Here is a 12571-nt window from a genome sequence, read left to right as displayed (position 1 = left end):
ATCACAGCTCCGGCTTGGGCGCCTGCCCGGGCAGGTCGTCGGCGCCGATCACCTGGATCTGCGCCGTGAGCGAGGCGGCCACCGAGTGGTCGACCTCGGGCTCGGGCAGGTGGTGCTCGCGCAGCACGATGAGCGACTTGGGCTCCAGCGGCAGCGTCTCGCCCGGGCTGAGCGGCTCGGTGTTGGCCCGCTCCCCCGCGGTGTCGACGTAGGCGTCCCACTTCGGGGCGTACTCGAAGTCGGGCAGCTGGAAGTCGACCGGCTCGTCACCGGCGTTGAACAGCACGAGGAAGTGGTCGTCGCTGATCGACTGGCCGCGACGGTCGCGCTCGCGGATGCCCTGGCCGTTGAGGAAGACGCCCACCGCGCGGCCGAAGCCGTTGTCCCAGTCCTCGGGCTGCATGAGCGAGCCGTCGGGACGCAGCCACACCACGTCGGGGATCGGCGCCCCCTCCTCCATCTTCACGGGGCGGCCGTCGAAGAACCGGCTGCGGCGGAAGGTGGGGTGCTGCTTGCGCAGGCGCGCGAGGGCGGCGGTGAACTCGATGAGCGGGGTGTCGATGCTCGACCAGTCCACCCAGGTGATCTCGTTGTCCTGCGCGTAGCCGTTGTTGTTGCCGCCCTGTGTGCGGCCCAGCTCGTCGCCGTGCAGCAGCATCGGCACGCCCTGGCTGAGCAGCAGCGTGGCGATGAAGTTGCGCTGCTGCTGCGCGCGGCGCTTGAGCACCTCGGGGTCGTCGGTGGGACCTTCGACGCCCATGTTGCTGGAACGGTTGTGCGATTCGCCGTCGTTGTTGTCTTCGCCGTTGGCGTCGTTGTGCTTCTCGTTGTACGACACGAGGTCGCGGAGCGTGAAGCCGTCGTGCGCGGTGACGAAGTTGATGGATGCCACGGGGAAGCGGCCGGAGTGCTCGTACAGGTCGGCCGATCCCGTCAGGCGCGACGCGAACTCGGCGAGCGCCTGCGGCTCGCCGCGCCAGAAGTCGCGCACGGTGTCACGGTACTTGCCGTTCCACTCGGTCCACTGGGGCGGGAAGTTGCCGACCTGGTAGCCGCCGGGGCCCACGTCCCACGGCTCGGCGATGAGCTTCACCTGCGAGACGATGGGGTCCTGCTGCACGAGTTCGAAGAAGGCCGCGAGGCGGTCGACCTCGTAGAACTCGCGGGCGAGAGTGGATGCCAGGTCGAAGCGGAAGCCGTCGACGTGCATCTCGAGCACCCAGTAGCGCAGCGAGTCCATGATCAGCTGCAGCGTGTGGGGGTTGCCCACGTTCATGCTGTTGCCGGTGCCGGTGTAGTCGGTGTAGTACCGCTTGTCGTCGTCTTCGAGGCGGTAGTAGGCCTCGTTGTCGATGCCGCGCATCGACAGGGTGGGGCCCATGTGGTTGCCCTCGGCGGTGTGGTTGTAGACCACGTCGAGGATGACCTCGATGCCGGCGGCGTGCAGCGCCTTGACCATTGCCTTGAACTCCTGCACCTGCTGCCCGTGGTCACCGGTCGAGGAGTAGGTGTTCTGCGGGGCGAGGAACGCGATGGTGTTGTAGCCCCAGTAGTTCGACAGCCCCTTCTCGATGAGGGTGGAGTCGTTGACGAACTGGTGCACGGGCATCAGCTCTATGGCGGTGACGCCGAGCTTCTTGAGGTGGTCGATGACGGCCGGGTGCGCGATGCCGGCGTAGGTGCCGCGCAGTTCTTCGGGCACGTCGGGGTGAAGCTGGGTGAGGCCCTTCACGTGGGCTTCGTAGATGAAGGTCTCGGAGTAGGGCGTCTTCGGTTGGCGGTCGCCCGACCAGTCGAAGAACGGGTTCACGACCACGCCCTTCATCATGTGCGGGGCGGAGTCCTCGTCGTTGAACGAGTCGGGGTCGCCGAACTCGTAGCTGAAGACGGCCTGACCCCAGTCGACCTGGCCCTCGACCGCTTTGGCGTAGGGGTCGAGCAGGAGCTTGCGCGCGTTGAAGCGCTTGCCGCTCGCGGGGTCGTACTCGCCGTGCACGCGGTAGCCGTACCGCTGCCCCGGGAGGATGTTCGGGAGGTACGCGTGCCAGACGAACGCGTCGACGTCGATCAGTTCGTAGCACGTCTCCGTGCCGTCCTCGTCGAAGAGGCAGAGCTCTACCTTTTCCGCTCCTTCACTGAACAGGGCGAAGTTCGTCCCGTTACCGTCGTAAGTGGCCCCGAGGGGATAACTGGATCCTGGCCATACCTGCTGCACGTCGCTCACGATAGACCAGCGTTGTTGCCGTCTCGGGCCGCAGTCATCGCTGTTGACAGTCACCACCGCCCCGACTATGCGCGCGGGTCTCTATGCGCGCTCCGGGGGATGCCGTAACAAGTCGATCCGCTCGTCGAGGTAGCGCTCGAGCGGCATGTACCCGCCGGCCGCGCTCCAGCGCACGAGCGCGTCGTCCCCGCGCACGGCGAGTGGGCTCGACGCCGCATCCAGGCGGGCGGGATCGATCGGATGCCAGCCGATGTGCACCGTCTCCCCCTCGGGGACGCCGCCGCGCGCGGCCGCTGCCGCGAGCTCGGCGCGACGCCGCTGGGACTCCGCGGCGAAACCGCGGCGCACCTCCGCCCGGGAGCGCACGATGTCGCCGGTGGCGAGCACGCCGTCGTCGGTGAGCAGCAGCACGCCCAGGTGCCACGCCGTCCCACGGGCGACGATGCGGGCAGGGCGCGGGATGCCGAGCAGCCGGCGCCCCTCCTGCAGCTCGCCGATACGCTCGCGCGGTGTCTCCCCCAAGCGCGCGCGAGCGGCTGACAGGAGCTGCTCCGTGAGGGCACCGTTCATTCCTCGACTCCATCCCGCTCGGCCTGGGCACGCGCGAGGGCGCGGACGGCCGCGCGCACCGCGTCTGCGGCATCCGTTCGCTCGCCCTCGCGCTGCTGCACCGCCGCGTCGGCCTCGGAGGCGTCGTTCTCGGCCCGGACGAGGTCGGCCCGGAGGGCGTCGACCCGCTCGTGCGCCCGGTCGGCCTTCTCGCGCGCCGCATCGAGCTTCCTCTCGATCGAGGCCTGCTCGCGCTCGGCGTCGGCGCGCGCCCGCTCGGCCTCGCGGACCGCGCGTTCGGCGGCCTTGCGGGCACGGCGGGCCGCGAGGTCGTCACGCGGCGGAGGCGCGGGGAGCGCGTCGGGAACCGAACCCGCGACGGCCTGCCCGAGGGTGTCGCCGTCCAGGGCCGCCAGATCGACCGCCGCGACCAGGCGCCCGGTCAGGATCGCCGCCGCCGCTGTCTCGTCGACGATCGCGGCGTTGACGCCCTTCTCCACGGCGTCCGCCATCGCCGGGCTCAGCGGTGTCCCCGCGTCGGCTGCGAGCTCCCCCGCGCGACGGGCGAGCGCCGCGACAAGCTGCCGCCGTTGGCGGCCCAGTCGCGCGAGCTCGGCGGCATCCCGATCGTCCTGCGCCTCGTGCAGCGCGCGCGAGAGCTCGACGGCCTCGCCGAGCTGCCCGTCGCGAACGAGGAGGTTCAGCGCCCACGCGGCGACGGTGGGCTTGCGCAGCTTCGCGACGCGGCGCCCGACGACACCGCCGAGGTCGGCGGCACGCTCGTTGCGCGCGGCGGTGAAACGCGCGGGCGGCAGGGCGAGCAGCTCGGCGGCGACCTCGTCGAGGCGGGCGTCGTCGTCGCTCATCCATCCATTGTCTCCGCCCGAGCGGGAACGGGCCAGCGACCGCCGCCCGCTCAGAGCGAGACGACCCCCGGACGCGGACCGCGGATCTCGCGGTGCAGCCGCTCCATCCGCGCATCGAGCTCCGACGCCGTATCGGCGGCGTTCTTCAACTCGGCCAGCAGCTCCGCCGGCACGAGGCGGTCGTACTTGTAGTAGATCTTGTGCTCGAGGCTGGCCCAGAAATCCATCGCGATGGTGCGGAACTGCACCTCGACCGGCACGTCGACCCGCCCCGTCGACAGGTAGACCGGCACCTCGACGATGACGTGGAGGCTCTTGTACCCGTTGGCCTTGGGCTCGGCGATGTAGTCCTTGACGTCGCGGACGGTGATGTCGTCCTGCCGGGTGAGCAGGTCGGACAGCCGATAGGCGTCGTCGACGAAGCTGCACGTGATGCGGATGCCGGCGATGTCGGTGATGGCGGAGCGGATCGAGTCGAAGTCGGCCTCGATGCCCTTCCGTCGCACCTTGTCGACCAGGCTGTCGGGAGACTTCACACGGCTCGACACGTGCTCGATCGGGTTGTACGCGTGCATCTCCTGGAACTCTTCGCGCAGGATCGAGATCTTCGTCTCGACCTCGGCGAGGCCGAAGCGGTACTCCATGAGGAAGCGTTGGAACTCGTCGCGCAACGCGCGCAGCGCAGCACCGGAGACGGTGATCTGCTGATCGTCCAGCGGGTCCGACATGCCCTCGACGCTAGCGGCGATCACTACGAGGGCGCTGAGAGCGTCAGTCTCGCGGCGGTTCGGACGCGCGCGGAACGAGTTCGCCGTCGATGACGTCGATGCCGATCAGACCGCGGAACACGTCCGGCAGGTCGTCGGGGTCGTTCGCCGGCTCAGGATGACCGGGGATCGGGGGATATGCCACGGCGCTCTCCTTCCGTAGATGAGTCAACGATGTCAAACGACCGCCTCGCAGACGGGCGGTCTTGACATCTCCGGATCACCCACATCGTCGCCGCTGCCACTGGCGTATCGTGGCCGTATGGGGACCATTCACTACGGCGGAAGCGGCACGACCGTCCACATCGAAGACCGAGCCCTGGCTCATCTGAAGGTCGTGATCTCGACCAAGCTCCGTCGAGGCGAGAGCTTCACGCTGTCGTGGCGCCATCGCGACGACGAAGAGCGCGGCCGCAGCACGCTGTGGCTGCACCCCGCGATCCCGCTGCGTTTCGTCTTCGACGAGGCCGAACCCGCCACGCTGAGCCGTGAGTGGATCGAGCGCCTGGCCGACTCCGCCAACTCGTCGGGCGGCATCATGCTGGTCCCCGAGGACATGACCCCGGCGGAGCACTCGCCCACGAGCTGACCCACCCGTCACCGCGCGAGCCGACCAGCCCGTCGACGAACAGACTGACCTACCGTCGACTCGCGAGCGGGATCACCCGATCGGGGTTTACGACGCGGAGGGCTCAGCCCTCTTCGACGTGCGCGTCCTCGCTGGGCTCGGGCGTGATGGCGAGGCCGTTCGGTCCCGAGGCGGCCAGCATGAGGTCTTCGACCCAGACACGGTTGATGCGCGGCTGGCGGCTGCCGTAGAAGTGGAACTGGATGGGCACCGACGGGTGCATCCAGAAGCTGCGGCGACCGCTGCCGTCGCCCACCTCGACGTCGAACATGAACGACTCCGAGCGGCGCAGCTTGTTCATCACGACGATGCGCAGGTGCGCCAACGTGCGGTCATCGATGTCGACCGCATTGGCCACGGTGTCGTAGATGAATCTGCCCATACCGACGAGCCTAGTCGAGGAACGCACGACGTCATCCGCTTTCCGAGATGCCACGTCGGCCCACTCGAATCAACCCCTCGAGCACGTCTCGCGGAGCGCGACTAACGTGCCGGTGTGGGAACGCTTTACTACGGCGACGTCGCGACGCCGATCGACATCGAAGACCGGGCGCTGGCGCACGTCAAGGTCGTCATCGCCACCAAGCTGCGCCGCGGCGAGAGCTTCACCCTGTCGTGGACGCACGGCCCCGGCCAGGAGGTGGGACGCAGCACGGTCTGGCTGCACCCGTCCATTCCCCTGCGCTTCGTCTTCGACGAGCCCGAACCCGCCCTGCTCAGCCGCGCGTGGATCGAAGCACTGGCGAACTCGGCCAACTCGTCGGGCGGACTGCTCCTCGTCGACGAACCCGCCGCCGAAGGCTCCTGACTCAGTCGCGCGCGAGGTCGAGGATCTCGCGCGCACCCTCTTCGACGGCAGCCGGTACGACGAGCGGGCGTCCGGCCGAGAACGCCTCCCACTCGCGCAGGACGATCCCCTCGACGTGCGCGGGGTCTTCACCGGGGTAGTCGGCTCGCAGACGCGCCACCACCTCGCGGAACGACGCCACGGGCACACCGTCCACGGAGAGGACGACGTCATGCGCGTGAGCGGACGAACTCGTCTCGATGTCGCGCTCGTCCATGCCCCCATGGTTTCACGCCGCGGAACGCGCGCCTAATGCTGCGGGGAAAGTCCTTCGGCGACTTTCTCAGTCGTTTCCGGACTCGCCACGCGAGCCGTTCGCCGCTCCGGCGCCGACCGGGTGCGGGTCGACCTGGTCGACGGCATCCTGCAGTCGGCTCAGGCAGGCGATGACCGCGGCGCTCTCTTCCGGCGTCATGTCGACGACGGCCGCCATCATGCGCGAGTGCATCGACCCGAGCGTCGCGCGCACCTCGGCGTCGCTCTCGGCCGTGGCGACGATGAAGATGCTGCGGCGATCGGTCGGGTGCGGCTCGCGCACCACATGCCCGGTCTTCTCGAGGCGATCGACGATCGCCGTCGTCGAGGCCGTCGAGACCCCGAGGTACCGCGTCAGCTCGCTGGGCGAGACCTGGCGATTCTGGCCCGCTGCCTTCAACAGATAGCGCAGAACGAGCAGCTCGTTCTCGCCCATCGACATCGACTCGCGAGTCCGGCGGCGCATGGCCACCTCGGCCGCTCGGTAGACACGGAAGGCCTGGAGCACGTCGACCGCCCGTCGGCGGCGATCCTCTTCGCTCGCGCCGTACCAGTAGCGCGACGTGTCAGACCCGAGTTCCACCAGGGCATCTTATGCCAGGGGAGCTCGTCCAGCCCCCTGCCGACGCGCGCCGGGGGCGGGTACCATCGATTAGAACGGTTGGCTACTTGATCGGATCACAAAACACTCACCTATCGAGACACCTGAGGAGGCGAGATGCGAGACCGCGCGACGACGGAAGACGTGGTGAAGGCGCTCAACGACCTCACCGACTCGGGTATCGCCTCCGAACGCACCGCTTTGCAGTCGCTGGGCATCGGACCCAACGACGCCAAGGTGTTGCGGTTCCTCCTCCAGCGCGGGCCGGATGACGAGCCCGTCACGCCGCGCATGCTCGCGGCGATGCTGGGAATCTCGTCGGCCGCCACCACGGCCCTGATCGACCGTCTCGCCGAGGCCGGTTGGGTCGCTCGCGAGCCCTACCCGGGCGACCGGCGCTCGATCGTCGTGCGCGAGACCGTCGAAGATTCCTCGCCCGCCCGACGCATCCTCTCGGTTCGCCGCGCGTCCGCCGTTGCAGCCGCCGAGCGCCTCGGGCCCGAGGAGCGACGCATCGTCGCCGACTTCCTCGATGACATCGCGCGTGGCGAGACGGAGGACATGGGCGAGATGTGCCCGAACGACGAAACGCCCCGGACCCCCTGAAAGGGATGCCGGGGCGCCCGCGCTCGGGGTCACTCGGTGGAGCGGCCGGTCTCGGACTGCAGACGCTCGATCTGCTCGGACGCCTCGGCCTTCGTCAGATCGGCGGGGATCTCCTCGCCGGCTTCGCGCGCGAGGGTGTCGAGGTAGCTGCGCTGGGGGGCGGTCATCGGCTCGTCGCCGGTGACCCAGTCGGACGGGTCCTTCTCGGCGGGGTTCTCGCCTTCACGGACGGCGCCGAGGGTTTCTTCATCACGGGAGGAATCGCTCATGGCCCGAGGCTAGGCGCGACCTACGACACCGACCCCGGGATTGACAGGGCGTCCAGGTGGGTACGGCATCCTGGTCGGATGCCCGGAGATTCACGTCCCGCCGAAGTGCAGGTCGACACGTACCGCCGGGGCCCGGCGCGCACCCGCGTCACTCGTGTGACGACGGGCGCGAACACGGGCCGGTCGTTCGTGCTCGTCGCCGGGATCGGGGTCGCATCGACGTACTTCGAGTTCCTCGCTCCCCTGCTGGCCGAGAAGGGCGAGGTCTACGCCCTCGACCTTCCCGGCTTCGGCGGCGTCCCGGCATCCGGAGAGCATCCGACCGCGGAGTTCTTCGCCGATCAGGTGGAGGGAGTCCTCGACCATTACGGCCTCACCGACCCCGTGCTCATCGGCCACTCGATGGGGACGCAAGTCGTCACCGAGGTGCTGGCCCGACGTCACGGCCTGTCGCACGCCGTGCTGGTGAGTCCGGTGGTCGACGAGTCCGAGGCGACCGCCCCGCTGCAGGCCGTGCGCTTCGTGCAGTCCACCGTGCGCGAATCGATGCACATCGCCCTGCTGGCGGTGTCGGCGTACCTCCTCTGCGGTTTCCTCTATTTCTTCGAGGCTCTCCCGCACATGCTGCGATACCGCATCTCGGAGCGCATCGCCCTGGGTCGCACCACCGTGCTGCTCGTGCGCGGCGAGTACGACCGCCCCTCCCCTCGCCGTCTGCACTCGCGGCTCGTCGCCCGCGCGCACGCCGCCCGGCGGTGGGAGATCGAGGGCGCGGCGCACTGCGTCGTCAACAGTCACGCCGTGGGTGTCGCGCGTCTGACGATGCGGCACGTCCGTGACGAGCTCGCACCGAAGGGGCGGATGCCAGCGGCCGACGCGGTCGTTCCGCCCGCCGCCCACGCCGACGTGCGCATGGTGCTCGGGGCGATGGCGAGCCGGGTGGCCGAGTGGATCAGCGCCGCCCGAAAGGACGAGGACGGCGTGGAGCGCGCGAAGGCGCGTCACGCGCGGGTGCTGTGGGACGCCTACCGCCCCTCGCGGTGAGCGGTACCCCGCCGGCTCCGGGTGGGCAACCCCCGAGACGGTGGCGCCGTCGACGTTCAGCATGAGGGGGTGCCGACTCGTCCCCGCACCTCCCGCCCATGAAGCTGCCCTCCTCGCTCGACCCCAGGCGGTGGTGGGCCGATGCCGTAAGCGCAGATCGCCTGGTGCTCGCAGCCAAAACCGCCGCAGCCGCTGCCCTCGCCTGGTACCTCGCGCCGCTCGTGCCCTTCGCCCAGAGCGAGTACTCGTACTACGCGCCGCTCGGCGTGCTGGTGAGCATGTACCCCACCGTCGCCCGGTCAGCCTCCAGCGGCGTGCAGGCGGTGATCGGGCTGGCGCTCGGCATCGGCCTGGGTCTTGCCAGTCTGGCGGTGGTCGGACTCGGGATGCCACGCATCGTCGCGGTGGCCATCGTCATCCTGTTCGGCGTGCTCCTGGCGGGGGTCCGCGCCCTCGGCGTCGGCCGGGATTGGGTGGCGATCGCGGCGCTCTTCGTCCTCCTGCTCGGCGGGGCGGACCCCGACGGCTACTCGTCGTCGTACCTCATCACGATGGCGTTCGGTGTGCTCATGGGCGTCGTCGTCAACCTCGTCGTGGTGCCGCCCCTGCGGGTGCAGCGCGCCGAGAACCGTCTCTCCCGGCTGCGCGACGACCTCGGCGAAGCACTGCACCGCATCGCCGACGCCCTCGCCGGCCGCGCCTTCGACCCGCGGGCCGCCGATGCGGCGACGGCCGACCTGATGGGCACGCTCGCCGACGTGCGGGAAGAGGTCGAATTGGCCGACGAGAGCCGTCGCTACAACCCGCGTGGCCGTCGCGTGCACGCCCCGCGCGACCTCAACCGCCGTCGCCTCGACGCCCTCACCGGCACCGCCGACGCGACGCGCGAGCTGTCGGCTGCGCTCGCCCGCCTCACCGCCGGTCCGGATGTCGACACCCACCTGCCCGAGGAAGCGCGCCGGGCGCTGGCCGAGGCGGTCGAGGCGGTGTCGCATCTCGTGACCACGCCGCCCGAGCCCGACGCGACCGCCGCCCAACTCCGCGACGCGGAGCGGGCCCTCACCCGTTACACCGACCGCCTGCGCGCACTCGAGGCGCACGAGGAACCGCTCGACGCGTGGGAGGCCGCGGTGAGCCTGCGCCGGGTGATCGCCGCCTGCGGCCCGTTCTCCGACCCGGATGCCGACACGTCGACGCGGTGATCACCCGGTCTGAGTGGACGTCACCGGACGACGTCGCCTGAGGACGACGCTCCACGGCAGAACCGCAGGGCCCGCGGTGGACAACGCCCCCGGAGCCGCGGGTGGTCGACGCTCCGCGCGACGCGGAAACTCACCTCCGGGGCGAGAAGCCGGGTGAAGCCCGCCTCGTCTCGTTCGGGTCCCGAGTGCGGCGAGCCGCGCACCAACCCGGCCGACCCGGTTCACCCTGTCGCGGCGACGTGCCGCACCGGGCCCTCCGTGTAGGCCGTCCGATAGACCGAGGAAGCGCCTTACCCCTTCTGTCACCCTGTCTGAGGAGCTCACGTGTCCACCCAGTCCCCTCCGCCGTCGCGTCGTCGTCGACTCGCCCTGCCCGTCGTGCTGGCGGGGAGCGTGGCCTCGCTCATCCTCGCCCTGGGCCTCTCACCCACCGTCGCGGCCTTCACCGCACGGATCGAGAACACCGTGAACACCGCCGGCAGCGGAACGCTCATCATGCAAGAGAGCGACAGCACGGGCAACGTCATCTGCGAGAGCACCGACAGCAGCAGCAACAGCGCCACGTGCTCCACGATCAACAAGTACGGCGGAACGCTCACCATGACACCCGGGCAGACCGTCACCACGAGCATCTCCATCAAGAACATCGGCACGGCCAGCGCGAGTTCGTTCACCCTGACCCCGGGATCATGCACGCAGTCCGCGAACGGCACCCCCACCGGGTCCGCGACTGACATGTGCTCCAAGATGACGCTCGTCGTCACATCGGGTTCGACGACGATCTACTCCGGCAGTCTTTCCGCCTTCGCCTCGGGCGTCGACATCCTCTCGAAGCTCGGAACGACGTCCGTCGCCCCGAGCGCCACAGTCCCTTTCTCGTTCGCCGTGACTCTGCCGTCCGGACTCGGCAACGCCTACGCCGGGCTTCAGGTCTCGCAGCCGCTGACCTGGAACTCCAGCGCCGGCTCCTGAGCCGACGTTCCTCGACGTGAGCGGCGACGCCCCCGCACCGGTTCTCCGCGCGCGCGCTCGTCACGCTCTCTTCACCGCGGCGATCGCGACAGCTCTCGTGGCCGTCGCGATCGCCGCGGCCTTCTCCGTGCTGGGCGTGCGACTCTTCGCCATCCAGACGCCCAGCATGGGCCAGACCGCACCGGTGGGTTCCCTGATCGTCGCGCACGCGCAATCGCGGTACGACATCGGCGACATCGTCACCTTCACCATCGATGATCGAACGATCACGCACCGGCTCGTCGGGAGCTCGGGCAGCACCTTCACGACGAAGGGCGACCTGAACGGCTCGCCCGACGGGTGGTCCCTCTCCCCCGACGCCATCCTCGGCCGCGCCGTCGCGATCGCTCCGGGATGGGGTTTCGCGCTCACTGCGGCTCCGTGGTTGCTGGTGGGAGCGATCATCACGGAGGCGGTGTCCTCCCTTCGTCGGGCGCAACCGTGGGTATGGAGTGTTCGCCTGCTGGGGTGGTCGCTCTCCACGACGCTGATATCGCTCATCCTGAGACCGTGGTTCAACGTGCGCCTGCTCGATTGGCGGCCAGCCGAGAGCGGCGACGGCGTGGTGATGCACGTCGTTAACACCGGGATCCTCCCCCTGATAGCCGATACGACGCGGCTCGGGAGCGGACAGGATGCCGCCGTGCTCACGACCACCCGCTTGGCCAACGGCGCATACACTCTGGCGCCGACCCCCGATCCTTCGTGGCCGGTGCGACTGCTGCTGGTCGCGGTCTGTCTTCTCCCGTTCCTGGTCGCGCTGCTCGTGCGCCCTCCCGACATGCTGTCGACGACCGGTCTGCGTCCGCGTCCCGACCGCCGCGCGGGTCGCGTGGTGCTGCCCCTGTCCGCCCTCACGGTGCTCGCCGTGGTCGTTCTCGTCACCGTCTCGACGTCGATGTCGGCCTTCGCCGCGAGCATCCGCAACGGCACCGACACCGCGGGGACCAACCCCTTCTTCTCCTGCCGACTGGCCGAAGCCGCGGTCGGGGCGCCGTCGACGTGGGCGGCGTTCGCCCTGTCCGGCACCGGTAGCCTCACCGAGGCCGATTTCTCGGGGAACGGACGCACCGGAGTCTTCGAGAAGCCCCGGACGACGACGAGCAGCGTGGGCTGCGTGCGCGACACTCCGAAGGCGTCGGTCACCTTCGACGGTTCCCAGTGCGTCTACGTCGCCGGCTCGCAGAGGAATCCGAACACGTTCTCCCTCGAGGCGTGGTTCCAGACGTCCTCCACCAGCAATGGCCGCATCATCGGGTTCGGCGACGGCGCATCCTGGTCGTCCGAGGGCCGGTGGGATCGATTGGTCTATCTCGACGCCGCGGGACGGGTCGTGTTCGGCGTCTTCCCGGGGACCAGCGTGACGGTCGCGAGCCCCGCCGGGTCCGACTATGCCGACGGCGCGTGGCACCACGTCGTCGCGACTCTGTCGAGCGGCGGAATGGCGTTGTACGTCGACGGAGAACTCGTGGACTCGCGGACCGGCTACACGACAGGCCAGAACTACACCGGCACCTGGAAGATCGGGTGCGGTCGACTCACCTACTGGACGAACGGGCGCAACATCGGCGTATCCGACTACAACGGCCCCGACCACTTCACCGGTCGCATCCAGTACGCCGCCATCTTCACGTCGGCCCTCACCGCCGCCCAGGTGCGAGCGCACTACTTCGCCGGTCGGTGATCGGAGCGCGGCCGGCGT

At 69.5% G+C, this 12571-nt stretch carries 16 protein-coding genes; 7 read left to right on the top strand and 9 right to left on the bottom strand.

Annotated elements, in window-relative coordinates; all coding sequences use genetic code 11:
• Position 1 precedes the first annotated feature (1 nt).
• The 5 genes from glgX to AS029_RS17485 form a co-directional block, all read right to left on the bottom strand.
• A complete protein-coding gene (gene glgX / locus AS029_RS01500) occupies positions 2-2224 on the bottom strand; it encodes a glycogen debranching protein GlgX (protein WP_228375852.1) in 2223 nt (740 codons plus the stop codon).
• 81 nt (positions 2225-2305) lie between these two features.
• Positions 2306-2794 carry a hypothetical protein gene (locus AS029_RS01495; RefSeq protein ID WP_058230836.1) on the bottom strand — a complete coding sequence of 163 codons (489 nt, stop codon included), beginning with the start codon at positions 2792-2794 and terminating at the stop codon, positions 2306-2308.
• The gene (locus AS029_RS01490) at positions 2791-3639 is read right to left on the bottom strand and encodes a hypothetical protein (RefSeq protein ID WP_058230835.1); all 849 of its coding nucleotides are present in this window, start codon (positions 3637-3639) and stop codon (positions 2791-2793) included. The genes AS029_RS01495 and AS029_RS01490 overlap by 4 nt, the downstream gene beginning before the upstream one ends.
• 50 nt (positions 3640-3689) lie before the next feature.
• The gene (locus AS029_RS01485) at positions 3690-4367 is read right to left on the bottom strand and encodes a GTP pyrophosphokinase (protein ID WP_058231176.1); all 678 of its coding nucleotides are present in this window, start codon (positions 4365-4367) and stop codon (positions 3690-3692) included.
• A gap of 43 nt (positions 4368-4410) precedes the next feature.
• Entirely contained in the window at positions 4411-4551 is a 141-nt protein-coding gene (locus tag AS029_RS17485) for a hypothetical protein (RefSeq protein ID WP_167345217.1), read from the bottom strand.
• 117 nt (positions 4552-4668) lie between these two features.
• Between AS029_RS17485 and AS029_RS01480 the strand changes: the two genes are divergently transcribed.
• Positions 4669-4995 (top strand): DUF7882 family protein, encoded by a 327-nt coding sequence (locus AS029_RS01480; RefSeq protein ID WP_058230834.1) that lies wholly within the window; start codon positions 4669-4671, stop codon positions 4993-4995.
• Between the two features lie 103 nt (positions 4996-5098).
• Here the strand turns inward: AS029_RS01480 and AS029_RS01475 are convergent, their stop codons facing one another.
• On the bottom strand, positions 5099-5416 hold the full coding sequence (locus AS029_RS01475; protein ID WP_055959437.1) for a DUF7882 family protein: 318 nt from the start codon (positions 5414-5416) through the stop codon (positions 5099-5101).
• Positions 5417-5530: 114 nt separating this feature from the next.
• Between AS029_RS01475 and AS029_RS01470 the strand changes: the two genes are divergently transcribed.
• On the top strand, positions 5531-5842 hold the full coding sequence (locus tag AS029_RS01470; protein WP_058230833.1) for a DUF7882 family protein: 312 nt from the start codon (positions 5531-5533) through the stop codon (positions 5840-5842).
• 1 nt (position 5843) lies between these two features.
• Here the strand turns inward: AS029_RS01470 and AS029_RS01465 are convergent, their stop codons facing one another.
• A complete protein-coding gene (locus AS029_RS01465) occupies positions 5844-6098 on the bottom strand; it encodes a three-helix bundle dimerization domain-containing protein (protein ID WP_058230832.1) in 255 nt (84 codons plus the stop codon).
• Between the two features lie 66 nt (positions 6099-6164).
• Positions 6165-6719, bottom strand: coding sequence for a MarR family winged helix-turn-helix transcriptional regulator (locus AS029_RS01460; protein WP_058230831.1), 555 nt, complete (start codon positions 6717-6719; stop codon positions 6165-6167).
• Positions 6720-6854: 135 nt separating this feature from the next.
• On the opposite strand from AS029_RS01460, the gene AS029_RS01455 reads away from it, so the two are divergent.
• Positions 6855-7343 carry a MarR family winged helix-turn-helix transcriptional regulator gene (locus AS029_RS01455; RefSeq protein WP_058230830.1) on the top strand — a complete coding sequence of 163 codons (489 nt, stop codon included), beginning with the start codon at positions 6855-6857 and terminating at the stop codon, positions 7341-7343.
• Between the two features lie 29 nt (positions 7344-7372).
• Here the strand turns inward: AS029_RS01455 and AS029_RS01450 are convergent, their stop codons facing one another.
• Positions 7373-7612 carry a DUF3072 domain-containing protein gene (locus AS029_RS01450; RefSeq protein ID WP_058230829.1) on the bottom strand — a complete coding sequence of 80 codons (240 nt, stop codon included), beginning with the start codon at positions 7610-7612 and terminating at the stop codon, positions 7373-7375.
• 78 nt (positions 7613-7690) lie between these two features.
• Here AS029_RS01450 and AS029_RS01445 point away from each other — a divergent pair, with 78 nt between their 5' ends.
• From AS029_RS01445 to AS029_RS01430, 4 genes are all read left to right on the top strand, one after another.
• Entirely contained in the window at positions 7691-8656 is a 966-nt protein-coding gene (locus AS029_RS01445; RefSeq protein WP_058230828.1) for an alpha/beta fold hydrolase, read from the top strand.
• A gap of 98 nt (positions 8657-8754) precedes the next feature.
• Positions 8755-9858, top strand: a complete 1104-nt coding sequence (locus AS029_RS01440; RefSeq protein ID WP_058230827.1) for an FUSC family protein — start codon at positions 8755-8757, stop codon at positions 9856-9858.
• A gap of 324 nt (positions 9859-10182) precedes the next feature.
• Complete coding sequence (locus AS029_RS01435) at positions 10183-10830, top strand: COG1361 family protein (RefSeq protein ID WP_058230826.1); 648 nt, start codon at positions 10183-10185, stop codon at positions 10828-10830.
• 16 nt (positions 10831-10846) lie between these two features.
• Positions 10847-12553, top strand: coding sequence for a LamG-like jellyroll fold domain-containing protein (locus AS029_RS01430; protein WP_058230825.1), 1707 nt, complete (start codon positions 10847-10849; stop codon positions 12551-12553).
• Positions 12554-12571: the final 18 nt, after the last annotated feature.

It is taken from the genome of Microbacterium enclense, assembly GCF_001456955.1.
Taxonomy (GTDB): Bacteria; Actinomycetota; Actinomycetes; order Actinomycetales; family Microbacteriaceae; genus Microbacterium; species Microbacterium enclense.
Note: the sequence above shows the minus strand (reverse complement) of the source record. Positions and strands in the feature narration are given on the sequence as shown.